24 protein-coding genes, 1 tRNA gene and 2 pseudogenes are annotated in these 23,196 nt (G+C 71.8%); 11 read left to right on the plus strand and 16 right to left on the minus strand.

Features of this window, described 5'->3' with window-relative positions:
- Nucleotide 1: 1 nt before the first annotated feature.
- From JJV70_RS09415 to JJV70_RS09435, 5 genes are all read right to left on the minus strand, one after another.
- Nucleotides 2–574 carry a YbjN domain-containing protein gene (locus tag JJV70_RS09415; RefSeq protein ID WP_219047334.1) on the minus strand — a complete coding sequence of 191 codons (573 nt, stop codon included), beginning with the start codon at nucleotides 572–574 and terminating at the stop codon, nucleotides 2–4.
- Between the two features lie 147 nt (nucleotides 575–721).
- Nucleotides 722–3,325, minus strand: a complete 2,604-nt coding sequence (gene clpB, locus JJV70_RS09420; RefSeq protein WP_219047335.1) for an ATP-dependent chaperone ClpB — start codon at nucleotides 3,323–3,325, stop codon at nucleotides 722–724.
- Between the two features lie 132 nt (nucleotides 3,326–3,457).
- Nucleotides 3,458–4,426 carry a sporulation protein gene (locus JJV70_RS09425; protein ID WP_219047409.1) on the minus strand — a complete coding sequence of 323 codons (969 nt, stop codon included), beginning with the start codon at nucleotides 4,424–4,426 and terminating at the stop codon, nucleotides 3,458–3,460.
- A gap of 123 nt (nucleotides 4,427–4,549) precedes the next feature.
- Nucleotides 4,550–4,813, minus strand: a complete 264-nt coding sequence (locus tag JJV70_RS09430) for a GlsB/YeaQ/YmgE family stress response membrane protein (RefSeq protein WP_219047336.1) — start codon at nucleotides 4,811–4,813, stop codon at nucleotides 4,550–4,552.
- Nucleotides 4,814–4,994: 181 nt separating this feature from the next.
- Nucleotides 4,995–6,497, minus strand: a complete 1,503-nt coding sequence (locus tag JJV70_RS09435; RefSeq protein WP_219047337.1) for a SulP family inorganic anion transporter — start codon at nucleotides 6,495–6,497, stop codon at nucleotides 4,995–4,997.
- 310 nt (nucleotides 6,498–6,807) lie between these two features.
- On the opposite strand from JJV70_RS09435, the gene JJV70_RS09440 reads away from it, so the two are divergent.
- The 3 genes from JJV70_RS09440 (at nucleotide 6,808) to JJV70_RS09450 (ending at nucleotide 8,809) form a co-directional block, all read left to right on the plus strand.
- The gene (locus JJV70_RS09440; RefSeq protein WP_219047338.1) at nucleotides 6,808–7,236 is read left to right on the plus strand and encodes a MerR family transcriptional regulator; all 429 of its coding nucleotides are present in this window, start codon (nucleotides 6,808–6,810) and stop codon (nucleotides 7,234–7,236) included.
- 565 nt (nucleotides 7,237–7,801) lie between these two features.
- Nucleotides 7,802–8,518 carry a restriction endonuclease gene (locus JJV70_RS09445; protein WP_219047339.1) on the plus strand — a complete coding sequence of 239 codons (717 nt, stop codon included), beginning with the start codon at nucleotides 7,802–7,804 and terminating at the stop codon, nucleotides 8,516–8,518.
- Nucleotides 8,519–8,593: 75 nt separating this feature from the next.
- The gene (locus tag JJV70_RS09450; protein WP_219047340.1) at nucleotides 8,594–8,809 is read left to right on the plus strand and encodes a hypothetical protein; all 216 of its coding nucleotides are present in this window, start codon (nucleotides 8,594–8,596) and stop codon (nucleotides 8,807–8,809) included.
- Nucleotides 8,810–9,096: 287 nt separating this feature from the next.
- On the opposite strand, the pseudogene JJV70_RS23470 reads toward JJV70_RS09450, so the two are convergent.
- The 3 genes and pseudogenes from JJV70_RS23470 to JJV70_RS09465 all read right to left on the minus strand — a co-directional run.
- Nucleotides 9,097–9,306: pseudogene (locus tag JJV70_RS23470) on the minus strand (transposase domain-containing protein); the annotation flags it as partial.
- An 82-nt stretch (nucleotides 9,307–9,388) separates the two neighbouring features.
- Nucleotides 9,389–9,964 (minus strand): dCTP deaminase, encoded by a 576-nt coding sequence (gene dcd / locus JJV70_RS09460; protein ID WP_219047343.1) that lies wholly within the window; start codon nucleotides 9,962–9,964, stop codon nucleotides 9,389–9,391.
- 81 nt (nucleotides 9,965–10,045) lie between these two features.
- Nucleotides 10,046–10,213, minus strand: coding sequence for a hypothetical protein (locus JJV70_RS09465; RefSeq protein ID WP_219047345.1), 168 nt, complete (start codon nucleotides 10,211–10,213; stop codon nucleotides 10,046–10,048).
- Nucleotides 10,214–10,457: 244 nt separating this feature from the next.
- Here JJV70_RS09465 and JJV70_RS09470 point away from each other — a divergent pair.
- A tRNA-Gly gene (locus tag JJV70_RS09470) sits at nucleotides 10,458–10,531 on the plus strand.
- A gap of 235 nt (nucleotides 10,532–10,766) precedes the next feature.
- Nucleotides 10,767–11,069 (plus strand): annotated as a pseudogene (locus tag JJV70_RS23195) (hypothetical protein); the annotation flags it as partial.
- Here JJV70_RS23195 and JJV70_RS09480 read toward each other — a convergent pair.
- From JJV70_RS09480 to JJV70_RS09490, 3 genes are all read right to left on the minus strand, one after another.
- Entirely contained in the window at nucleotides 11,066–11,332 is a 267-nt protein-coding gene (locus JJV70_RS09480; RefSeq protein ID WP_219047347.1) for a Txe/YoeB family addiction module toxin, read from the minus strand. The pseudogene JJV70_RS23195 and the gene JJV70_RS09480 sit on opposite strands and share 4 nt — an antisense overlap.
- Entirely contained in the window at nucleotides 11,329–11,607 is a 279-nt protein-coding gene (locus JJV70_RS09485) for a type II toxin-antitoxin system Phd/YefM family antitoxin (protein ID WP_219047349.1), read from the minus strand. The genes JJV70_RS09480 and JJV70_RS09485 overlap by 4 nt, the downstream gene beginning before the upstream one ends.
- 251 nt (nucleotides 11,608–11,858) lie before the next feature.
- On the minus strand, nucleotides 11,859–12,446 hold the full coding sequence (locus JJV70_RS09490; RefSeq protein WP_257573682.1) for an XRE family transcriptional regulator: 588 nt from the start codon (nucleotides 12,444–12,446) through the stop codon (nucleotides 11,859–11,861).
- A 92-nt stretch (nucleotides 12,447–12,538) separates the two neighbouring features.
- Between JJV70_RS09490 and JJV70_RS09495 the strand changes: the two genes are divergently transcribed.
- On the plus strand, nucleotides 12,539–13,960 hold the full coding sequence (locus JJV70_RS09495; RefSeq protein WP_219047350.1) for an MFS transporter: 1,422 nt from the start codon (nucleotides 12,539–12,541) through the stop codon (nucleotides 13,958–13,960).
- A gap of 567 nt (nucleotides 13,961–14,527) precedes the next feature.
- On the opposite strand, the gene JJV70_RS09500 is transcribed toward JJV70_RS09495, so the two are convergent.
- Entirely contained in the window at nucleotides 14,528–14,950 is a 423-nt protein-coding gene (locus JJV70_RS09500) for an Hsp20/alpha crystallin family protein (protein WP_219047352.1), read from the minus strand.
- A gap of 253 nt (nucleotides 14,951–15,203) precedes the next feature.
- On the opposite strand from JJV70_RS09500, the gene JJV70_RS09505 reads away from it, so the two are divergent.
- Both JJV70_RS09505 and JJV70_RS09510 read left to right on the plus strand, forming a co-directional pair.
- Nucleotides 15,204–15,473, plus strand: a complete 270-nt coding sequence (locus tag JJV70_RS09505; protein WP_219047354.1) for a CopG family transcriptional regulator — start codon at nucleotides 15,204–15,206, stop codon at nucleotides 15,471–15,473.
- Nucleotides 15,470–15,883, plus strand: a complete 414-nt coding sequence (locus JJV70_RS09510) for a type II toxin-antitoxin system VapC family toxin (RefSeq protein WP_219047356.1) — start codon at nucleotides 15,470–15,472, stop codon at nucleotides 15,881–15,883. The genes JJV70_RS09505 and JJV70_RS09510 overlap by 4 nt, the downstream gene beginning before the upstream one ends.
- 81 nt (nucleotides 15,884–15,964) lie before the next feature.
- On the opposite strand, the gene JJV70_RS09515 is transcribed toward JJV70_RS09510, so the two are convergent.
- A complete protein-coding gene (locus JJV70_RS09515; RefSeq protein WP_219047357.1) occupies nucleotides 15,965–16,390 on the minus strand; it encodes a hypothetical protein in 426 nt (141 codons plus the stop codon).
- A 137-nt stretch (nucleotides 16,391–16,527) separates the two neighbouring features.
- Nucleotides 16,528–17,385 carry a pentapeptide repeat-containing protein gene (locus JJV70_RS09520; protein WP_219047359.1) on the minus strand — a complete coding sequence of 286 codons (858 nt, stop codon included), beginning with the start codon at nucleotides 17,383–17,385 and terminating at the stop codon, nucleotides 16,528–16,530.
- A gap of 203 nt (nucleotides 17,386–17,588) precedes the next feature.
- Here JJV70_RS09520 and JJV70_RS09525 point away from each other — a divergent pair, with 203 nt between their 5' ends.
- Nucleotides 17,589–18,371, plus strand: a complete 783-nt coding sequence (locus JJV70_RS09525; RefSeq protein ID WP_374227268.1) for a TrmH family RNA methyltransferase — start codon at nucleotides 17,589–17,591, stop codon at nucleotides 18,369–18,371.
- 191 nt (nucleotides 18,372–18,562) lie between these two features.
- Here JJV70_RS09525 and paaN read toward each other — a convergent pair whose 3' ends face one another.
- Nucleotides 18,563–20,257, minus strand: a complete 1,695-nt coding sequence (gene paaN, locus JJV70_RS09530; RefSeq protein ID WP_219047362.1) for a phenylacetic acid degradation protein PaaN — start codon at nucleotides 20,255–20,257, stop codon at nucleotides 18,563–18,565.
- A gap of 119 nt (nucleotides 20,258–20,376) precedes the next feature.
- Between paaN and JJV70_RS09535 the strand changes: the two genes are divergently transcribed.
- Both JJV70_RS09535 and JJV70_RS09540 read left to right on the plus strand, forming a co-directional pair.
- Nucleotides 20,377–22,074 carry a 3-hydroxyacyl-CoA dehydrogenase NAD-binding domain-containing protein gene (locus JJV70_RS09535; protein ID WP_219047364.1) on the plus strand — a complete coding sequence of 566 codons (1,698 nt, stop codon included), beginning with the start codon at nucleotides 20,377–20,379 and terminating at the stop codon, nucleotides 22,072–22,074.
- Complete coding sequence (locus JJV70_RS09540; protein WP_219047365.1) at nucleotides 22,065–22,649, plus strand: TetR/AcrR family transcriptional regulator; 585 nt, start codon at nucleotides 22,065–22,067, stop codon at nucleotides 22,647–22,649. The genes JJV70_RS09535 and JJV70_RS09540 overlap by 10 nt, the downstream gene beginning before the upstream one ends.
- Nucleotides 22,650–22,802: 153 nt before the next feature.
- Here JJV70_RS09540 and JJV70_RS09545 read toward each other — a convergent pair whose 3' ends face one another.
- A complete protein-coding gene (locus JJV70_RS09545; protein WP_219047367.1) occupies nucleotides 22,803–23,057 on the minus strand; it encodes a hypothetical protein in 255 nt (84 codons plus the stop codon).
- Between the last annotated feature and the right edge of the window lie 139 nt (nucleotides 23,058–23,196).

The following is a 23,196-nucleotide window of genomic DNA, read 5'->3' on the forward strand; positions in this document are numbered from 1 at the left end:
GTCAGCTCTCGTCGCCGTCCGGGCCGGTGCCGGGGGTGCTGTCCGGGCCGCCGGTGCCGTCGGAGCCGGATTCGGCGTCCTTCTCCAGACCGAGCGTGTCCACGAGCCACTTGTCGAACTCCATCGACGCACGCACCCAGCTCACCGTGCTGGACACGAAGTGTTCCAGCGACACGCCGGTGCCGATGAGCAGCTGCGCTTCGCCGATCAACCTGACGGTGCCGTCGTCATGCGTGTGGGTGTAGACCTTTGGCCACAGGGTGCGGCGGTTCCAGTCGTCGATCGACTCCAGGATCTTGATCTTGTCGTCGATCGAGTGCGGCCGGTCGTAGAACGTCCGCACCGAGAAGACCTGCTGCTCCTTCTCCCCGCGGAACATGAAGTACGTGCGGAACTTCTCCCACGGCGCGGCGAGGTCGCCCTCGTCGTCAACGACGTACTTGAGCTCCATCTGGTCGAGCAGCTGCTTGACCAGGTTCTGGTCCGGGACGATCGGCCCCTGAGGCGGACCCTGCTGCGGTTGCTGAGGTTCCTGGCCCCCGAAGTTCGGAATCGAGGACGGGTCGATGCTCACGTAGGTGTTCCCTTCGTACGGCTTCGGCCATCCTCCCCCACGACGGCCCGGTCACCGCAACCCGGCCGGGCGCCCTCTCGGTGCGGCGCGCCCGCCCCTTGCGACGGCAGCCGCCCCGTGCGGCGGGTGCCCGGCCGGGCTGCGCGGTCAGTCCGTGGCGGCCGGTGCGACGACCAGCCCGTCACCGGTGACATCGACCCGGACGGTGTCGCCGTCGCGCACCCCGCCGCTCAGGATCTCCCGGGCCAGCTGGTCACCGATCGCGGTCTGTACCAGGCGGCGCAGCGGGCGCGCGCCGTACGCCGGGTCGTTGCCCTCGACCGCCAGCCAGTGCCGGGCGGTCTCGGTCACCTCCAGCGTAAGCCGCCGGTCGGCCAGGCGCCGCTGGAGCGCGTCGATCTGCAGCTGCGCGATGCGCTCCAGCTCGTCGCCGCTGAGCGCCTGGAAGACGACGATGTCGTCCAGCCGGTTCAGGAACTCCGGGCGGAACGCGGCGCGCACCGCCGCGAGCACCTTCTCCTTTTGGTCCTCGGGCTTGGACAGGGGGTCCATCAGGTGCTGGCTGCCGAGGTTGGAGGTGAGGATGAGGATGGTGTTGCGGAAATCGACGGTGCGGCCCTGGCCGTCGGTGAGGCGTCCGTCGTCCAGCACCTGGAGCAGGATGTCGAAGACCTCCGGGTGCGCCTTCTCCACCTCGTCCAGCAGGACGACGGTGTACGGGCGGCGCCGCACGGCCTCGGTGAGCTGGCCGCCCTCCTCATAGCCGACGTATCCGGGCGGGGCGCCGACCAGGCGGGCCACCGAGTGCTTCTCGCCGTACTCGCTCATGTCGATGCGGACCATCGCCCGCTCGTCGTCGAACAGGAAGTCCGCGAGCGCCTTCGCCAGCTCCGTCTTGCCGACGCCGGTGGGGCCGAGGAAGAGGAACGAGCCGGTGGGCCGGTCGGGGTCGGAGATGCCCGCGCGGGTGCGGCGGACGGCGTCGGACACCGCCCGCACGGCCTCGCTCTGGCCGATCAGACGGCGGCCCAGCTCCTCTTCCATGCGCAGGAGTTTCTGCGTCTCACCTTCCAGCAGGCGGCCGGCCGGGATGCCCGTCCAGGAGGCGACGACGTCGGCGATGTCGTCCGGGCCGACCTCCTCCTTGACCATGGCGTCCTTCGCCGGGGCCGCCTCCGCTTCCGCCTCGGCCCGCGCGGCCTCCTCCAACTGCCGCTCGACGGCCGGGATCTCGCCGTAGAGCAGCTTGGACGCGGTGTCGAAGTCGCCGTCCCGCTCGGCCCGTTCGGCCTGGCCGCGCAGTTCGTCCAGGCGCTCCTTCAGCTCACCGAGCGCGTTGAGCGCCTGCTTCTCCTTCTCCCAGCGGGCGATCAGGCCGCGCAGCTCCTCCTCCCGGTCGGCCAGGTCGCGGCGCAGCTTCTCCAGCCGCTCGACGGAGGCCGCGTCGGACTCGCTGGCCAGCGCCAGCTCTTCCATGCGCATCCGGTCCACCGAGCGCTGGAGCGCGTCGATCTCCACCGGTGAGGAGTCGATCTCCATGCGCAGCCGGGACGCGGCCTCGTCCACCAGGTCGATGGCCTTGTCGGGGAGGAAGCGGGAGGTGATGTAGCGGTCGGAGAGGGTGGCGGCGGCCACCAGCGCGCTGTCGGCGATCTGCACCTTGTGGTGCGCCTCGTAGCGCCCCTTGAGCCCGCGCAGGATCGCGATCGAGTCGGCCACCGTGGGCTCGGCGACCAGCACTTGCTGGAAGCGCCGCTCCAGCGCCGGGTCCTTCTCGATCCGCTCGCGGTACTCGTCCAGCGTCGTCGCGCCGACCATGCGCAGCTCGCCACGGGCCAGCATCGGCTTGAGCATGTTGCCCGCGTCCATCGCCGAATCGCCACCAGCGCCCGCGCCGACGACGGTGTGCAGCTCGTCGATGAACGTGACGATCTGGCCCTCGCTGTCCTTGATCTCGGCCAGGACCGTCTTCAGCCGCTCCTCGAACTCGCCACGGTACTTCGCCCCGGCGACCATCGCGCCCAGGTCCAGGCTGACCAGCCGCTTGTCGCGCAGCGACTCCGGCACGTCGCCCTTGACGATGCGCTGCGCCAGGCCCTCGACGACGGCCGTCTTGCCCACGCCGGGCTCACCGATGAGCACCGGGTTGTTCTTGGTGCGGCGCGAGAGCACCTGCACGACGCGGCGGATCTCCTGGTCCCGGCCGATGACCGGGTCCAGCTTGCCGTCCCGCGCGGCGGCGGTGAGGTCCGTGCCGAACTTCTCCAGCGCCTTGTAGGTGCCCTCCGGGTCGGCGGTGGTGACGCGGCGGCCACCGCGCGCCTCCTGGAACGCGGCCAGCAGCTTCTTCGCGCTCGCGCCCTGCCCCTCCAGCACCTCACCGGTCTGCCCGCCCTTCGCGGCGACGCCGATGAGCAGGTGCTCGGTGGAGACGTACGCGTCCCCCAGCTCCTTCGCGCGCTGGGCCGCGTCCGCGATGACGGCGAGCAGCTCCCGGTTGGGCTGTGGCTTGGCGACGGTGCTGCCCTGCACCCGGGGCAGCGCGCCGAGCAGCCGCTCGGCACCGGAGCGCAGTGCGGCCTGGTCGGCCTCCACCGACGCCAGCAGGTCCTGGATGTTCTCGTTGTCCTCGCCCTCCAGCAGGGCCAGGAGCAGGTGGGCCGGGGTGAAGTCGGAGTGCCCGTCGGTCAGGGCGCGGCTGCTGGCCGCGTTGATCGCGTCCCGGCTCTTGTTCGTCAGCTCGGCATCCACGTGCGGCGCTCCTCCTTCATACCGGCGGCTCCATCCTGACGCATCCAGCATACACAAACTTGAGTCGCCTACGCTCATGGCTCGGCTGGGCGTACGGATACCCGCCGGGGACGCCTGGCCGGGGGCCGGGCCTCAGTCCTCGTCGCCTGCTTCGCCGTCCTCTGCTTCGTCATCTTCGAAGGCGTCGCCGATCTCGTCCACGATCTCGGCCGCCACCAGACCCCCGGCCACACCGGCGGCCAGCCCGACCGCGCCCATGCCGACCGCGCCCGCGCCGAGACCGGAGTGGTGGGTGCCGCCGTGCTGTACGGGGTGCCCGGGCCCGGCGTGGTGCTCCGCCAGTGCGGACACCCACGAGTCCACCTCGGCGACCCAGTCGCGGCGGGCGACGTCCTCGTGCGCGATGACGTGCCGGTGCAGCACGTCCGTGGAGCCGCCGAACAGCCCGGAGCTGCGCTTGTCTCCCTCCAGCACCACCTCGACACCGCCCGGGGCGGCCAGGAAGGTGACCTCCAACTGGTGCAGCGCGTGGGCGAACCGCGGGGCGGGCGCGAGCTCCAGTTCCTGATAGAAGGGGAGTTGCTGTCCGGTGCCGTGGATGTGGCCCAGCTCCACGTCCGCGGAGGTGAAGCCGAAGCCGAGCTGGCCGAGGGCTTCGAGCACGGCCTCCTGTGCGGGCAGGGGCGCGACGGCGATGGGGTCGAGATCGCCCTGGTCGCGCGCTCCGGCCACGTGCAGGGCGGTCCGCAGGCCCAAGGCGATGCCCAGCGGCTGGCCGTGCAGCTCGGTGAGTGGTGTCTCCCACGGCAGCGGTACCGCGAACGGCACGCTCTCCTCGGCCTCTTCGGTGAGCCGGAAACCGCCGCCTACGGTGAACCGGGCGAAGCCGACGATGCCGTGCTCCTCGCCCTCCTCGTGCTCTGCCTCGACGCGGGCGACCAGCTCCAGCTCGACCTGTTCGATCTCGTAGTCGGTGCCGCCGCCGCGCATGCGCACCTCGCCGCGCAGCTCACCTCCCGGCAGTGCGGGCCCGGCTTCCAGCACCGTGTCCACCGTGGGCCCACCCATGCCGAGCGAGCCGAGCAACCGCTTGAACACCATGGTGGCGTTCACTCTCCTTCACCTGGTCCGTGGTGTGCGCACGCGAGGGCCGCGTGTGCGTCCCGTCACGGGACGACTACGCAACGCCCGGACCGGTGAAGGAGTTCCTGCCCCTGCTGCGGCTCACCGACCGCCCTTGAGGCGCTCCACGAGCGCCACGCCACCAGCCGCCAGCGCGACCTGGATCAACAGCTCCCACCAGTCGATGCCCTCGGTCTGTGCGACGCCGAGCCCTGCGGCGATGGCCGTACCGAGCAGCGCGGCGGCGATGCCGACGAGGATGGTCCAGATCACGCCGATGCGCTGGCGGCCGGGTAGCGCGAGCCGACCGAGCACGCCGATGACGATGCCGATCACGATGGCCGTGAGCAGGCCGGAGATTTCCATGGGGCGTCCCTTTCGTCGTAGTGCACTCTCCTTGTGCCCACAACTGGCCGGATACACGCGGAGGACACCAACTCCTCCGCCACCTCCTCCGCGACGGCGCGGCCGGGGGTGCGGGGCGGGGTGCTGCCAGGGGGTGCTGCCAGGGGGCGTGCGGGCGGCGCGGCCCGCACGCCCCACGCCGTCAGTGGCCGCCGGTGAGCTGGCCCGCGAGCTTGTCGTGCAGGGCCGCGCTGGGCTCGTTGCGGCCGACGATGGTGACCTTCTTCCCGCGCTGCGCGTACTTCGTCTCGATCGCGTCCAGCGCCGCCACCGAGGAGGCATCCCAGATGTGGGCGTCGGACAGGTCGATGACGACGTCGTCGGGGTCGTTCGCGTAGTCGAACTGGGTGACCAGGTCGTTGGAGGAGGCGAAGAACAGCTCGCCGGTGACCGCGTAGACGGCCTGCTTGCCGTCCGGGTCCACCACGCCGGAGACCTCCGCCAGGTGGGCCACCCGGCGCGCGAAGGCGACCATCGCGGTGAGGACGCCGACGACGACGCCGATGGCCAGGTTGTGCGTGGCGACGACGACGGCGACGGTCACCGCCATCACCACGGTCTCGCTCACCGGCAGCTTGCGCAGCGTGCGCGGGCGGACGGAGTGCCAGTCGAAGGTGGCGACGGACACCAGGATCATCACCGCGACCAGGGCGGCCATCGGGATGTCGGAGACGACCGGCCCGAAGACGATGCACAGCACCATCAGGAAGGCGCCGGCCAGGAAGGTGGACAGCCGGGTCCGCGCCCCGGACGCCTTCACGTTGATCATCGTCTGCCCGATCATGGCGCAGCCGCCCATGCCGCCGAAGAACCCGGTGACGATGTTGGCCACGCCCTGCCCGATCGACTCGCGCGTCTTGTTGGAACGGGTGTCGGTGATGTCGTCCACGAGCTTCGCCGTCATCAGCGACTCCATCAGCCCCACCAGCGCGAGCGCCAGCGCGTACGGGGCGATGACGCCGAGCGCGTCCAGCGTGTACGGCATGTCGGGCAGGCCGGGCACGGGCAGCGCGGAGGGCAGCTCACCCCGGTCGCCGACGGTCGGTACGGCGATGGCGGCGGCCACGGTGATGGTCGTCAGCACCACGATGGTCACCAGCGGCGCCGGGACGATCTTCGTCACCCTGGGGAACAGCACCATCAGCACCAGTCCGCCGACCACCAGCGGGTACACCGCGAGCGGTACGTCCCGCAGCTCCGGCACCTGGGCGAGGAAGATCAGAATGGCCAGCGCGTTGACGAAGCCGACCATCACCGAGCGCGGCACGAACCGCATCAGCCGCGCGACGCCGAGCGCACCGAGGACGACCTGGAAGACGCCGCCGAGGATGACGGCGCCGACGAGGTAGCCGATCCCGTACTCCCGGAAGAGCGGCGCGACCACCAGGGCTATCGCGCCCGTCGCCGCCGAGATCATGGCCTTGCGCCCGCCGACGACGGAGATCACCACGGCCATGGTGAAGGAAGCGAACAGCCCCACCGCCGGATCGACGCCGACGATGATCGAGAACGAGATCGCCTCCGGGATCAGCGCCAGCGCGACGACCAGACCGGCCAGCACCTCGGTGCGGAACACGGTGGCCGAGGCCAGGAAGTCGGGCCGGCGCAGGCGCGGCAGGCGGGCAGCGGGCAGCGTCGAGGACATGCGACCGTCTCTTGTTCGAACGTTCCGGGTGAGCTCTGGGCGCGGTGACGGCCTCGCCCCGGGTTTCCCGGGTGGGCACCGCGATCGGGCATCATTGCCCGGGGACGCCCGTGCGCCTCGCGAGGAGACGGCGGTTACCGCTGCTCCAGCGGCCGGGCACGTCCACGACTCTACCCTGACGTAAGGGGAGAGTGCGCCCGCTGGGCTGTGAATCACAGGTGAACGGCCGCCGCTGCCTGGTGATATGTGTCACCTCCTGCGTTGGTGGGGCAGAACGAGCGAGACGAGAGACCGAGGAGAGCGACCGGCGATGGCGCAGGGTGCGGTAGTGCGGGAAGCGACAGCGCGGGGGCACATGCAAATCGGCCAGGTCGCCGAGCGGACCGGCCTGTCGCTGCGCACCATCCGCCACTACGACGAGCTGGGCCTGGTCACCCCGTCCGCGCGCAGCAAGGGCGGCTTCCGCCTCTACACCGAGGCCGATGTCGAACGGCTGATGGTCATCCGGCGCATGAAGCCCCTGGACTTCTCGCTCCAGGAGATGCGCGACCTGCTGGAGGCCACCGACGCTCTCGCCGCCCCCGACGCCCTGCCCCACGCCGACCGCGAGCGCCTGCGGGAACGCGTTGACACCTATCGCAAGCTGGCCGAGGCCCGCTGCGCCAAGCTTCGCACCCAGCTCCGCGCCGCCGAGGACTTCGCCCACACCCTCCGCCGCCACTTGCACGAGGCGGACTGACGGGCCAACCCGCCTCCCGCCCCGTGCCGACGGCGGGCACGATGCGAACGTCGTTCGCGGGCGGCCTCGTGTGGGTTCGCGGCAGCGAACGCGCGCCCGTACGGGCCGGGGCGACGCCCACCCGCACGAGCCACCATCCGACCTTTGCCCGTCCCGCCCGCGCGCCGGCGGTGTGTCAGGCCCCGTGGGGCGTGCGGCCCCCGGGTACGCCGGTCCAGGTGCGCCACCACGGGCCACTTCGCGCCTGCGTGCAGGCCCCGGGCTTCACCATGGCCGAACACGATCGGTCGGGCTGCTGACGCCCCTGGTCAACCGGCCGATCCAGAACGTTCGTTCGATGTATCGCTGGCCGAATTCCCACGTCAACGGGTGATCAACTGCCTACCCGCTGTCGGTGGCGGCTGCTCTCATGAGACGCGCTGCGGGATCCGCCCACAGCCTTTGGGACGGCAGCTCTGGGGCGACAGCTCCCGGGACGACAGGGGGTCGGCATGACGACGCAAGGGAAGAAGCGGCGGGGCCGGGTGGGCCACCCGTCGTCCGCTCACCCGGGCGGCGGGGCGCGATGAGCCGCCGTCGTCCGGCCCGCCGAACTGCACGCCGTCCGGCGGGCCGGGCACCGCGCCGCCCGGCCCGCCGGGCCAGGAAGCAGGACGAACAGCTCACCCGCCTGGCCCTCGCCGCCGGGGCGGTCGCCCTGGCCGTCCCCGCCGTGCCGTGGCTGCTCGCCCACTGGTGGATTCTGGTCGTCGCCGCCGTGCTCGCCGTGACCGCCGGGGGCCTGTGGTACCGGCACGCGCGGCGACGGGCGGAGCAGGACCGGCGCCGCGCCCGCGCCCTGCGGCTGCGCATCGCCGCACTGGACGCGCTGGACCACCGGGCTTTCGAGTTCGCCGTACGGGATCTGCTGCGCCGCGATGGCTGCACGGCCGAGCGGCTTGGCGGCGCCGGTGACAACGCCTGCGACGTACGCGCGGTGGACCCGGCGGGCCGCGTCTGGGCGATCCAGTGCAAGCACCGCAGGGACGGGGACGGTGGCTCCGCCGTCGGCGTCGGTGTGCTGCAACAGGTCAACGGCACCGCACGCCAGATCCACGGGGCGGACGTCGCCGTCGTCCTCACCAACGGCCGCTTCTCCTCCAAGGCCACCCCGTGGGGGAAGCAGCACCGCATCCACCTCGTGGACCGCCGCGTGCTCGGCGAGTGGGCCGCCGGCGCCCGGCCCCTGTGGGACCTGCTCGACCGCGTCCCACCCCCGCGCCGGCCGACCGCGCGGTCCTGACGCGGCCCCGTGCGCACACCACCAGCCCGCGCCGCCGTGCGGTGACGGCACGTTGAAGAGAGAGGACAGCCCGGGGTGAACCTGACGATCGACGTGGCGGCCCTGCTGGCCATCGTCATCCTCCTGCGCCTGCGCCGACGCACGGAGGCCCGAAAGCGCTCCGACGAGCAGCTGACCGTGCTCATCGTGCTGGTCTTCGGCATCCTCGTCGCCCCCACCGGCTTCGGCGAGGGAGTAGCGGACCTCGTCGGCCAACTCACGCACGGTCTCTCGCAGTCCGGCAGCCCGTGACTTCTCCCGCGCTCTGCGCTGTCCTCTGGTTCCTCCCCCTCGGCGCCTGCCTGCTCGGCGAGGGGCAGGAGAGCGGGAGCGCCTGCCTCCTTCCGGGGGGACCGTGGCCCTCGGCACGCCGCCGTGGTGGAGCCGGTATCAGGTGCTCACCCGCGCAGAAGGGGCCTGATGGCCACGGAGACTGGTTACCTGACCGAGGACGCTGACGCCGTGTCGGTGATGATCTACCAGTGCCCTGCCCAGGTCAGACGCTGCGTCAGCAGGCGCATGACCTCCTCATAGCCCGGTCCGGAGAACAGGCGCATCCCCAGCACGAGGTAGACCACCACTCGCGGCGGTAGCAGCCAGGTGCGCTGTCCCGGGTGAGCGCACGCAGCGACCTCCCGGCCCACCAGATGCGGCGGAAACGCGCACGTCAGCAGCCCGACCGGGCTCCGGTCCGACAACCGCTCGTCCGTCTTCCCGCTTGACCTGCCCAGGGCGTGGCGACCAGGCACTCCTGCACGCCACGCCAGCCACTCGCTTGAGTCCCTGGTACCGCTGGTTAGTCCAGCGCTTCCCGCGCGGCGCTCACCTCACTCACACCCGCGTCCGGTGGAAGTTCAGGAAGGACCGTGACGGTGTCGGACCGCGCTGGTTCTGGTACCGCGACCCGTACTGCGGCGAGCCGTACGGATGCTCGGCGGGCGACGTCAGCCGGAACATGCACAGCTGCCCGATCTTCATCCCCGGCCACAGCTTGATCGGCAGCGTCGCGACGTTGCTCAGCTCCAGCGTGACGTGCCCGGAAAACCCCGGGTCGATGAACCCGGCCGTCGAGTGCGTCAGCAGACCGAGGCGCCCCAGCGAGCTCTTGCCCTCCAGCCGCGACGCGATGTCCTCCGGCAGCGTCACCACCTCGAACGTCGAGGCCAGCACGAACTCACCGGGGTGCAGGATGAACGGCTCGTCGCCCTCCGGCTCGATGAGCCGCGTCAGGTCGGGCTGCTCGACCGCCGGGTCGATGTGCGGGTAGCGGTGGTTCTCGAACACCCGGAAGTACCGGTCCAGCCGGACGTCGATGCTCGACGGCTGCACGAGCGCCGCGTCGTACGGCTCGACCCGTACCCGGCCCGCGTCGATCTCGGCCCGGATGTCCTTGTCTGAGAGAAGCACGCCGCCGAGCGTACGCGCACGGGCGGGGGCCGACCCAATCGGGCCCGCCCCCGCCCGCGCGTCACACTCCGCTCAGCACGCTCAGCAGCGTCCGGCACCCCGCACGGGCACCGCCTGCCGCAGCCGCGCGCACTTCGGACACCGCAGCAACCGCCCCGGCCCGATCCGCTCGCTCCCCAGCTGCTGCATCGGGAACGTGCTGGTGCTGAACTCGTGCCCTTCGGCACAGCGCACGACGGTGGACTCCATCGACGCTCACTCTCCCCAAGTACGTGGACGACGCGAGGACGAAGGCCACCTTAGGGGACGTATCGCCCACCCCGCGGACCGCCACACCCCACCCACCGTACGCCCCGACCCCTGCCCTCACGCGCTGCTCCCGCACCCGCCCCACACGCCTGCCGCGGACCCCTCGGCCAGTGCGCTGGAGGTCCACGATGAGGTACAGTGTCCCGCGATGAGCAAGCCGCCCACCAGGGCACTTGCCCCTCAAGCGGGCGTAGTTTAATGGTAGAACATGAGCTTCCCAAGCTTATAGCGCGGGTTCGATTCCCGTCGCCCGCTCCACGATGAAGGCCCAGGTCAACGACCTGGGCCTAGCTTATTGTCTAGACCTCTCGGGGGCTGTCGTGCCCGCAGCGTGCCCCAATCCATGGTGAAGCACCGCTGATCGGCAGGAGGGGGAGCGCGAAAGATCGGCGCCGCCAGCGGCATCAACGCCGCCCTGCAGGCCGAACTCGTCGTGCCGACCGGACAGGTAGTCACCATCGAAGTGGACGGCGTCCCAGCCGAAGGCGCCCGCCACCTGATCACCGACGAGGCGGACGGCGGCTTCGGGGTCCAGCACATCTTCGCCGCACGCCTGGCTTCGATGGACCTGGCCGCCCGAACGGGTACCGAGTTCGCGAAGCCGGAGCGCGGAGCCTACGAGGTGGACTAGGTGCCGTTCACCGCCGAGGCCGTGCGCAGGCTGAACCTGATGCCGCCGGAACTGGCCGAGTTCATCGCGCAAAACACCGAGGCCATCGTCTCCGTCCTTCAAGCCGCCGCCTCCGCCCGGAGTTCCCCGACCTCGTCCGCGGGTACGTACCCGTCGTCCGTTTAATGATCGTTGTAGTGGAACCTGGCTTTGATGATCTTCACAGCCTTGGCGTCGAACCGGTAGACCACGCGGTGCGTATCGTCAATCCGCCGGGACCAATAGCCCGACAGGTTGCCCTTGAGAGGTTCCGGTTTGCCGATGCCTTCGGTTGGGGTGCGCTGGATGTCCTCGATGAGGCGGACGATCCGACGCAGAGACTTGCGGTCCTGGCCCATCCAGTACGTGAGGTCGTCCCAGCCTTCCGGGCTCCAGGTAATGTCCCTCACCCGGCGCCCTCGGCCATGCTCCGCAGCTCATTCATGGAGGTGGTAACCGTGGGTTCCTGACCTGCCTTATCGCGGGCAACGGCTGCCAGCAGTCGGGCGGCGTTGGCGGGGGTGGACAGCAGGTACATGGTTTCCCGCCAGGCTTCGTAGTCGTCCTCGGACAGGAGCACGGCATTGCCTTGCTTGGAGCTGATACGGACGGGGGCATGATCCTCGTTGACCTGCTTGATGAGCGGGTAGAGATTGGCGCGCGCTTCGCTGGCACTGATTGTCATCGGGGACCTTCCTTCTCCCACTCACACCCTTACCGGCGCCATATACAGTACCAGGGCTGTACCAAATAGCGTACCGGAATGATTGAGGGCGGGGTGGTGCCCGCCACCGTCAGGCCCAGGATGCTCACGACGCATGGCCGTTGTAGGGGTCCTGGATGCCGCAGGCGGTTCCGGCGACCAGCCCGGGCGAACCTCACTGCAGCGTGGCGCTTCCGGGGCGCTGCCAGGCGGGCTTGACGGCGGCCGGGACGTCACTCCGTGGTGGGCGGGCGGAGTACGGTTTGGTCGCCGTGTGGACCGTACATGTGCAGGATCTCCACGGCGTCGGTGTGCGCCGGGCCGAACCAGTGGGGCTCCGCCGTGTCGAACTCGCTCGCCTCGCCGGGGCGGAGCAGCAGTTCGTTCTCTCCCACGATGAGCCGCAGTTCACCCGCCAGGACGTAGAGCCACTCCCAGCCCGTGTGGGTCACGAGCTTGCGCTCCCGGGGCCCCAGGATCTGCTTGAACACCTGGACCCGCCCCGGATACCGGGTCAGCGGCACCAGGACGTTGCCCCGTTCGCGGTGCAGCGGGGTCAGGTGGACCCGGGGGTCCCCGGTGGCGGGCGCGGCCACGAGCTGGTCCAGGGCCACCCGGTGCGCTTGCGAGAGCGGGAGCAGCAGATCCAGGGTGGGGCGCCGTTTGCCCGACTCCAGACGGGACAGCGTGCTCACCGAGATGCCGGTGGCCGCCGCGAGATCCTCCAGGGTGAGCCCCCGTTCCCGGCGCAGCAGCCGCAGCCGGGGCCCGATGCCGTCGAGCACACGTCTCACCTCAGGGTTCGTCGCCACGTGCTCCAGTCTGCGGCTCTTTGCACTCTCCGCAAAGACGCTGGTCTTAGCCCTGCGGCTGGACGGACTCTCACCGGAGATCCTTCCCGTTCCTGAGAGGCATGGCCGTGCACCCGACGACGACTCACTACGACCCGCCTACGCCGCCGCCAGCGTCAGCGCCCGCGCTGAGCGCCCGCCGACGCTGGACGATCCTGGCCGTCTGCTGCCTGAGCATGTTCCTGGTCGGGCTGGACACCACCATCGTCAACGTGGGTCTGCCCACGATCGGCGCGGACCTGAGCGCCGGCACCCGCGAACTGCAATGGATTGTTGACGCCTACACCCTCGTCCTGGCCAGCCTGCTGATCTCCTCCGGCGCGCTGGCGGACCGCTTCGGCCGCCGCCGGGTCTTCCAGCTCGGTCTGACGCTCTTCGGCGCAGCCTCCCTGGCGTGCGCGCTCGCACCTTCGGCGGGTGCGCTGACCGTGGCCCGGGCTGTTCAGGGCATGGGTGCCTCGATGCTCAGCCCCGTGGCCCTGGCGATCGTGGTCAACGCCATGCCCGACCGCACGGAGCGGGCGCGGGCGATCGGGGTGTGGGCCTCGGTCTTCGGCCTCAGCATGGCCACCGGGCCCCTGGTGGGCGGCGCTCTGCTCACCGGGCCCGGCTGGCGGTCGCTGTTCTGGATCAACGCCCCCGTGATCGTGATCGCCCTGGTACTCAGTGCCGTGTTCGTCCCCGAGTCCCGGTCTCCACGGCCCCGGCGGCTCGACCTCCCCGGCCAGGTGCTGCTCATCGCGGCCATCGGCTTGTGGGTGGGCGTCCTGATCGAGGGACCGCGCATCGGCTGGTCCTCACCGCTGGCGCTCGCCGGTTACGCGTGCGCGGTGACGGTGACCGCCGCCTTCGGGTGGACCGAGGTCCGGCGGCGGGACCCGCTGATGGAACCGGGCTTGTTCCGCAGCCTTCAGTTCAGCGGTGCGGCCCTGGGCGCCGTGGCCGTCTTCGTCGCCCTGAACGTGACACTGCTCCTCAACACCCTCTACCTGCAGCAGGCCCGGGGCTGGACGCCGCTGGCCGCCGGAGCGTCGGTCCTGCCCTTGGCGGCCGGGGCAACCGTGTGCGCGCCGTTGTCCGGCTGGCTGGTCGGCCGCTTCGGTGCCCGTCCACCGCTGCTCCTGGCCGGCGGCTTCCTCACCGTCGGCGGACTCTGTCTGGTGGGACTGGACCCACACACCTCCGTGCCCTTGCTGCTGACGGCCTACCTGCTGATCGGCACCGGCGTCGGCTTCGCCAACGCGCCCCTCACCAATACCGCCGTCAGCGGCCTGCCTCCCGCCCAGGCCGGAGTCGCCGGAGCCATCACCTCCACCGCCCGGCAGTTCGGCGCCGCCCTCGGCATCGCCCTTGCCGGGGCCCTGGTTACCGGCGTCGCCCCGGCCGCGCTCGCGCACGCGACCCGTCCCGGCTGGCTCCTGACCGCCGCCTGCGGCCTGCTGCTGCTCCTTGTGGCCAACGCCCCGCCGAAGAAGAACACCTGATTCGGGCGGCTGCTCCTGCGCAGGTCCCCAGCCTGTGCGCATGGCCACCCCTCGCCAAGCGCCCCGTGCTGAGACGAACGCACTCCGCTGCTCGCTCTGCGGAAGCCGCGGGACCGGAAGCCGGAAGCCGGAAGTGCGGGAGGGGGCGGGGGTGGCCAGCGGGGTGGGGTGCCTCACCGGGCGCCCCACCCCGCTTGGCCCCTTACTGTGCTGGGCATAGGGCTGGATGCGGGGCTCTCTCCCTGGTGAGCTCGCGGTAGGGATGTCGGGCGGGCGGGAGCGGGGGCGGGTGCTGCGCGGTGCGGCTAGCGTCGTCCGTCGTGGCGGGCGCAGCGCGGTCCGCGAACCGCGTCGGTCCCGCTGAGGAGAGAGGCGATGGGACAGGGGTTGGAGTTGACTTTCTGGCCGGACAGCGGCGCGGACCGTGACGGGGAACTGAGCGCCCGCACCAGCTGACGGCAGGAAACCGCCGAGACCACCAGTACCGGGGCCTCGGCGGTTGCGGGGGTGGGCGGGCGTTGTCGTCCGCCCACTGCTGTTGCCGCTTGCTCCGGGGAGCTGAGCCGTTTACTGGGTGATCTGCTGGCGGGTGTCCCCGGATGTGACCTCGATCTTGCGCGGCTTGGCCTGCTCCGCGACCGGGATGCGGATGGTGAGCACACCGGCGTCGTAGGAGGCGTCGATGCGGTCGGTGTCCAGCGTCTCGCCGAGGAACAGCTGGCGGCTGAACTGGCCTACGGGGCGCTCGGAGGCGACCAGCTCGGCTCCCTCGGGCGCGGGTGAGCTGCGCTCGGTGTGGATCGTCAGCACGTTGCGCTCGACGTCGAGCTCAACGGACTGCGGGTCGATGCCTGGCAGGTCGAAGTGGACCACGAACTCATCGCCCGCGCGGTAAGCCTCCATCGGCATGCTGGCCGGACGGCTGGTCGTGCCGAAGACCTGCTGGGTGAGGCGGTCCAGCTCGCGGAACGGGTCGGTACGCATGAGCATCACGGGTCATCTCCTTCGCTGTGCGGTGTCTGCGATGCCCTTACGGGTATTTATATAGCGTACGGGAGGAAACTTGACAAGCCCTGACTCAGGGCAAGGAGATTCCCAGGTCAGGCGTGGTTTGGTTCGTCCGGTGATCGGGTTTCATTACATTCCGGTCGAGTGGTACATGCCCGCAGGGCACCCCTCCTCTCGGGCTTCCGCCCCCGCTGTGGTGGGACATCTCGGTAGCAACGGTGGTAGCATCGCTGTCATGGGTGACGTCATCAAGAAGTACTCGATCTCCATGCCCGAAGGCGTTGCCGAGGCCGCGCGTACGCGCGCCGGTTCGGCCGGGCTGTCTGCCTACGTCGCCGCGGCGGTGGCCCGGCAGCTCGAACGGGACAACCTGGACGAGCTGATCGCGGCCGGTGAAGCCGAGCACGGTCCGATCACGGAAGAAGATATCCGGCGGAAGGCGGAAATCCTGCGGCGTGCCGTGGAGGAGCAAGGTGGCGGCAGCCAGGAGGCGTGTGCCGCATGAGCCCACAGCAAACCACTCCCGGCGGTACGCTCGTCCTCGACTGCGAAGGTCTCGCGAAGGCCGTCCTCCAAGACCGCGATCTCAACGAATGGCTTGCGCTGGCTCGCGCCCAGGACCGGCGAGTGATCACCAGTGCTGCCACACTCGTTGAGGTGGCTCATCCACGGTTGAAGCTCCCGGCGTTGGAGTGGGTGCTCTCCCGGGTCGTCGTGGAGCCGGTCACGGACTCCCTCGCGCGGCGTGCGACCAAGCTCCTTACCCGGGGAGGGCTTCATGGTCACAAGCACGCGATCGACGCCATGCTGGCGGCGACCGCGTTGGCCGCGCCCGGTCCTGTCATGATCCTCACCTCCGACCCCGACGACCTCCGTGCCCTGTGTGGTGACCGGGCTGCGGTGATCAAGGTGTAGGCCGTGCGCGGCCGGGTGCGCGACGGCGGAGGCTGGGCCGGACGCCGCTGCGGCACCGGCCGGACGCCGCTGCGGGGCCGGTCAGAGGGTGGCGCCGCTAGCGCCGGAGTCACTGCCGGAGGGAGCGTGTTGGGCCTTTGCCCGCTGGGCGTGGAGCTGCTCGGTGCGGTGGTGGCTCAGACGGCGGTTGATCTCGTCTCGGGCGGGGAGGTAGGCCGTCGCGGCGACGGTCATGCTCCGGCGGTACTGCTGGTACGCGCGGTACTGGCGCCGTCTGCCGCCCGGCAGGAAGCCGCGCCAGCGCTGCCGGGCCTTCAGCAGCGCGGCCTCCGCCGCCTGGACGGTGGTGAGGTAACGCTCCGTCGCCCCCGCCCACGTCTCCCGCTCGGCGTCCGTGCCCTCGATCGTGCCGCGGCCGAGGTCCGCGCGGAGGCCGGGGGTATCGACGGTGTAGTAGGTGTACGACTCGCCGGGGAGCGCTTCGGAGTGACCGGTCACCAGGGTCACGCTGATGAGCGCACACGGAGTCATGGCCGCACCGCCTCTCGGGCTGGGGGCTGCTACCTCAGGTATTCCCGCGCGCGCCGGGCCGTCAACGTGGCCGGAGACGAAACTACTAGGGGTGACGCCCCGCCCGCTCGGCCCTACGCGGGCCAGTGTGGGGGACGGCGCAGGGTGGGCGGGAGGCGGGTGTTCGGGTTGCCGTGCGCGGCGTTCAGCTGGGGCTGGGTGAGGAACAGCGCTCCGGTCAGGTCGGCGTCGGCGAGCCGGGCGTCTCGGAGGTCGGCGCCGAGAAAGTCGGCGGTGCGCAGGTCGGCGCCGGTGAGGTCGGCGCCGATGAGGTACGCGTTGCGCAGGCATGCGCCGCGCAGCCGGGCTTGGCGGAGCTGGGCGCCCATCAGGTCGGCGTTCGCGTGGTCGCGTTTGCGGCCCGGCACGCTCGCGCGGGCCAGGTCGCTGGTGCGGCGCAGCAGGGTGCCGGTGCGGCGGCGCACGCTGGAGACGTCGAGGGTGGCGAGGGTTGCCGCGTCGGACTCGGTGTGGGCCGTGACCATCGCATGAGTGCGCGCGAGGTCGGCGTACAGCGGCCGTGCGGCGGGCAGGGTGAGGGCCTGCGACAGGTGCCACAGCAGCTCGTGGAGTTGACGCATCACCGGGAAGACGTCGAACATCGCGCGGGCCGTGTCCGGGGCGGTACGCCAGCTGACGCCGCCGAAGGTGACCTGTGAGACCTGCTGGCCCGCGCCGAAGCAGTCGAACACCGTGCAGCCCCGGTAGCCGGTGTCACGGAGGCGGGCGTGGACGCCGCAGCCGTAGTCGGCGCGCAGGTTGCCGCACGGGTCGCCGCCGCGCTTGGTGGCGGGGAAGTCGGCGGAGGCGGCGAAGGGCAGGGCGACGCAGCACAGGGCGAAGCAGCGCGAACAGTCGGCGTGCAGCTCCGGGACGGAGGCCGGGACCGGAGCCGTGTCCGCGTCCGGGGTCGGTGTGGGGGCCGGGGGCAACGGGGCTCCTGGGGTCGGGCGTGCGGGGGATGGCGGTGAGCGGGGCCGCACGCCCGGGCACCGCCGCTCGGGCACCCCGCGGCCGGGGGACAACGCTCAGGCTCGCCCCGGCAAGGGTACGCCTGGCCGCGCACCCGGTGACGCTGGCTTCCGCCTACGCTGGGCAGGTGACCAGCGAGGACGGGCTGACCGGGGACGACGAGCTGACCGGGGACGACGGGCTGAGCACCGACCACGTGGCGGAGCGGGAGGTGCTGCGGGCGTGGCGGCGTACCGCGGCCGAGGCGGTGTTGCTCGACGGGTTTCACGCCGTCAAGCACGCCCTGCGATTCGGGGCCGACGTCTCCCACGTGCTCACCCGGGACCGGGCCGCGCTGGGGGCACTGGCCGGGGAGCTGGCCCCGGATGTGGTGGGGGAGCTGGCGGGCCGCGCGGTGGAGGTGGCCGATGCCGTGCTGCGCGAGCTGGTGCCGCGCGCGCACCCGACCGGGGTCGCCGCGCTCGCCGCCCGCCGGGACCGCGCCGTCAACCTGGCCGCGCTCACCGCCGTGCCGCGCCGCGCGCCCGTCATCGTGCTGGAGGACCCGCGCAACCTCGGCAACGTCGGCGCTGTCGTCCGCCTCGCCGCCGGGCTGGGCGCGACCGGCGTCGTCACCACCGGCACGGCCGACCCCTGGCATCCGAACGCGGTGCGCGGCGGCGCGGGCCTGCACTACGCCACCGCCGTCGAACGCGTCACCCTGGGCAGCCTGCCGCCCGGCCCGCTGTACGTCCTCGATCCCGAGGGCGCCGACCTGCGCACGGTCACCCTGCCCGACGACGCCGTGCTCGCCTTCGGCACCGAACGCCACGGCGTCTCGGCGGCCCTGAAAGCGCGCGCCGACCACACCCTGCGGCTGCCGATGCACCCGTCCGTCTCCAGCTACAACCTCGCCACCAGCACCGCGATGACCCTCTACCACTGGACCCTGACCCGCACCGCCTGACGTCCGCTTCGCCTGTCCCTGCCTGCTGCTCGGCGGTTGTCAGGACCGCCTGGCAGACTGAGAACGCTGGCGCGTGGCGGGCCTGCGGCCTGGGCCGTACGGTCCACCCGGGTCGAGCAGACGTGGCCCTGACGGGCGCGGAGTGGCGCCCGTCAGAGGTGGCGCCCGTCAGGGGTGGTGGCAGGGCGGGGTTACGCCTGGCGGCGGACTTCGATGGTGCGGAAGCGGGGGGTGACGAAGGCGGCGTCGCACAGGGTGGCGTTGGCTGAGGGGTTGCCGCCGGAGCCGTGGAAGTCGGAGAACGCCGCCGTCTGGTTGACGTAGACGCCGCCGGTGAGGTTGAGGGAGAGCTGGGCGCACTCCTCCAGGCAGGCGTCCTCCACCAGGCGTTCGACCTCGGCGTCGGTGGTGTAGGCGCCGACCGTCATCGCGCCCTTGGTGCGCAGGGTGCGGCGCAGCAGGGTGACGGCGTCGGCGGTGGAGTCCACGGCGATGGCGAAGGAGACCGGGCCGAAGCACTCGCTGAGGCAGGCGGACTCCGCCTCCGGTTTCGCGCCGTCCAGCGTGACCAGCGCGGGGGTGCGGACGGTGGCGCCGGGGAACTCCGGGTGTTCGACGGCGCGGGAGGCCAGGGCCACCTCGCCGAGCGCGGGCGCCCCGTCCAGCCGGGCGGCCACGTCGGAGTTCACGAGCGCGCCCAGCAGCGCCGTGGCCCGGGCGTCGTCGCCGAGCAGCTTGTCGATGGCGGCGGCGAGGTCGGCCACCACCTCGTCGTAGGACTTGCGGCCCGCGTCGGTGTCGATGCCGTCGCGCGGGATCAGCAGGTTCTGCGGCGTGGTGCACATCTGGCCGCTGTAGAGGGAGAGGGAGAACGCGAGGTTGCCGAGCATGCCGCGGTAGTCGTCGGTGGAGTCGATGACGATCGTATTGACCCCGGCCTTCTCGGTGAACACCTGCGCCTGGCGGGCGTGGGCCTCCAGCCACTCGCCGAAGGCGGTGGAGCCGGTGTAGTCGATGACGCGGATCTCCTCGCGCACGGCGAGCGTCTTGGCGATGCCCTCGCCGGGGTGTTCGGCGGCGAGGGCCACCAGGTTCGGGTCGAAGCCCGCCTCGGCCAGCGTCTCGCGGGCGAGACGCACCGTCAGCGCGAGCGGCAGGACGGCGCGCGGGTGCGGCTTGACGAGGACCGGGTTGCCGGTGGCCAGCGAGGCGAACAGGCCCGGGTAGCCGTTCCAGGTGGGGAAGGTGTTGCAGCCGATGGCCAGCGCGATGCCGCGCGGGACGGCGGTGAACTCCTTCGTCAGCTCCAGCGGGTCCCGCTTGCCCTGCGGCTTGGTCCAGCGGACGGCGGCGGCCGGGGTGCGGGTCTGCTCGGCGTAGGCGTAGGCGACGGCCTCCAGGCCCCGGTCCTGCGCGTGCGGGCCGCCGGCCTGCATGGCCATCAGGTACGCCTGCCCGCTGGTGTGCATGACGGCCCGCGCGAAGGCGTGGGTGCGGGCGTTGATCCGGGCCAGGATCTCCAGGCAGAGCGCGGCCCGGGCCTCGGGACCGGCGTCGCGCCACTCGGGCAGCGCGGCGCGCATCGCGGGCAGCAGCACGTCCACGTCGGCGTGCGGGTACTCGATGCCCAGTTCGATGCCGTATGGCGAGATCTCGCCGCCCGTCCACCCGTCGGTCCCGGGCTGGTCCAGCTCGAAGCGGGTGCCGCGCAGCGCGTCGAACGCCGCCTGGCCGCCGTCGGCGCTCAGCGAGCCGTCCTCGCCGTACGCCTTCGGGTGCTCCGGGTGGGGCGACCAGTGCTCGCGGGTACGGATGGCCCGCAGGGCCTGGTCGAGGGTGGGGCGGTGCTTGTCGATCAGCTGCCGGGCGGTCAGCGCGGGCGTCATCAGGGACCAACTCCTTATCGAGCTGCGTCATCGAGCTGCGTCGAGCTGCTGCGAGCTGGGCGCGGGCTTGCGGACAGGGCTAGAGTAACCGAACGATCGGTCGGGACAAGGGGGCTGAAATGGCCAGCGCGGAGCGCACTGCGGACGGTGGAACGGCGGCGGGCGGGGCCGCGCGGCCGGACGGGGCGCCCGCCACCGTCGCCGTCGTCGGCACCGGGACGATGGGGCAGGGCATCGCCCAGGTCGCCCTCGTCGCCGGGCACCGGGTGCGGCTGCACGACGTGGCGCCCGGGCGCGCGGAGCAGGCCGCGGCGGCGATCACCGAGCGGCTGCGGCGGATGGTGGACAAGGGCCGGATGAGCGCCGGTGACCGCGACGCCGCGCTCGCCCGCCTGCACCCGGCCACCGAGCTGGGCGAGCTGGCCGACGCCGAACTGGTGGTGGAGGCCGTGCTGGAGGAGCTGGGCGCCAAGCAGCTGCTGTTCGAGGCGCTGGAGACGGTCGTCGGCGCCGAGTGCCTGCTGGCGACGAACACCTCCTCGCTGTCGGTCACCGCGATCGCGGGCGCGCTGCGCCGTCCCGGCCGGTTCGCTGGCATGCACTTCTTCAACCCCGCGCCGCTGCTGCCGCTGGTGGAGGTCGTCTCCGGGCACGCCACCGACGCCGCCACCGCGGACCGGGTGCACGCGCTGGCGCTCGCCTGGGGCAAGACCCCGGTGCGCTGCACCGACACGCCGGGGTTCATCGTCAACCGGGTGGCGCGGCCGTTCTACGCCGAGGCGTTCCGCCTGTACGAGGAGCGGGCCGCCGACCCCGCCACCATCGACGCCGTCCTGCGCGAGAGCGGCGGCTTCCGCATGGGCGCGTTCGAGCTGACCGACCTCATCGGCCAGGACGTCAATGAGGCCGTCACCCACAGCGTGTGGGAGGCGTTCTTCCACGACCCCAAGTTCACCCCCTCACTCGCCCAGCGGCGCCTGGTGCAGGCCGGGCGGCTGGGGCGCAAGAGCGGGCACGGCTGGTACGCCTACGGGGACGGGACCGGGGGCGGGGGGCGGCCCGGGGCCGCCAGCGGCAGCGGCAGGGTTCCGGCCGCGTCGCCGCCCGCTGCGTCGCCGTACCCCGCGCCCTCGCCCGCCCAACCGCCGCGCCCCCCGCAGCCGCTCACCGCGCCGCCGCAGCCCGCGCCCCGGCAGGTGCGGGTGCACGGCTCACTCGGGCCCGCCGACGCCGTGCCCGCTCTGCTCGCCGAGGCCGGGGTGAGCGTCGAACACGTAGACGGGCCTGCCGGGCCTGCCGGGCCTGCCGGGCCTGCCGGGCGCGGCGGCCACCTCGACCTGCCCGGCGGCAGTCGCCTGCTGCTGGCCAGCGGGCACGCGCCCCAGCCCGGCGAGGTGCACTTCGACCTCGCGCTGGACTACCGCACCGCCACCCGCACCGCGCTGGCCTGCGCCGACACCGTGCCCGAGACCGACCGCGCCGCCGCCGTCGGCCTCTTCCAGGCGCTCGGCAAGCAGGTGAGCGTCATCGCGCCGGTGCCGGGGCTGATCGTCGCCCGCACGGTCGCGATGCTCGCCGACTTCGCCGCTGACGCCGTGGGGCGCGGCGTCGCCACCGGGGCGGACGTGGACACCGCGATGCGGCTGGGCGTGAACTACCCGCGCGGGCCGCTCCAGTGGTGCTGCGACGAGCTGGGCCCGGGGTGGGCCGTGGACGTCCTGCGCGCCCTGCACGCCGCCTACCCGACCGGCCGGTACGCGCCTTCGCAGGCCCTGGTGCGCTGCTGCGGGCCAACCGGGGGACAATCGTGCCCATGACCCGGCGCGACACCTACACCCGCGACACGCTGCTCGCGGTCGCCGTGCGGGTGTTCAACGAGCGCGGCTACGACGGCACCTCGATGGAGCACCTGTCGAAGGCGGCCGGGATCTCCAAGTCGTCCATCTACCACCACGTGCGCGGCAAGGAGGAACTGCTGCGGCGGGCCGTCACCCGGGCGCTGGACGGGCTGTTCGGCATCCTCGACGAGCCGGGTGCCCGGGACGGCCGCGCCATCGACCGGCTGGAGCACGTCGCCCGGCGCACCGCCGAGGTGCTGATGGCCGAGCTGCCCTACGTGACGCTGCTGCTGCGGGTGCACGGCAACACCGCCACCGAGCGGTGGGCGCTGGAGCGGCGGCGCGAGTTCGACCAGCGGGTGGCGGAGCTGCTGAAGCGGGCCGCGGCGGAGGGGGACCTGCGGGCCGACGTGGACGCGCGGCTCGCGACGCGGCTGCTGTTCGGGATGGTGAACTCCATCGTGGAGTGGTACCGGCCACAGCGGGCGGACAGCTCCGAGGAGGTCGCGCAAGCGGTGGTGCGGGTGGCGTTCGCGGGCCTGCGGGTGCATTGACAGGGCGCTGCGGACGCTGACGGGGTACGCACGGAAAACGGGGCGGGGCGGGAGGCCCGGCCCGCCAGCCCGCCTTGCCCAAAAACGCGGCGCGGGGCCGTCCGGAGCTGGTGGCTCCTGGACGGCCCCGGGCCTGCTTCAGCGGACGAGCGCTCAGTCGTCGTAGTCGACGAAGCTGATGCAGACCGGACCGCCGTAGTTGGCGTTCAGGAGGCCGATCTGCGTGGTGACGGAGTTGCAGTTGCCGACCAGGGTGTTCTTCTGCTTGAAGACGTTCGTCTCCTCGTACTTGTCGCCGTACTTGTCGCCGTAGTGGTGCTGGGCGCAGGCGGCGGCGGTACCGGCGGAGCCGAGGACGCCGACACCGGCGATGGCGACAGCGGCGACGGCCGTACGGATGCGGAACATGTTCTCCTCCTGGGGTCGGAAAAAGGGCGAACATCTGAAGTTCAACCCGGTTTCTGACGGTCCGCACCTTGAGTGCACCATCCGGGGGCCATCCGTGAAGTCCTGTGCTCCAAAAGGATGCTGTCGGTCCGTCGCTCAG

The organism is Streptomyces sp. JJ66, from assembly GCF_019303495.1.
Lineage (GTDB): Bacteria > Actinomycetota > Actinomycetes > Streptomycetales > Streptomycetaceae > Streptomyces.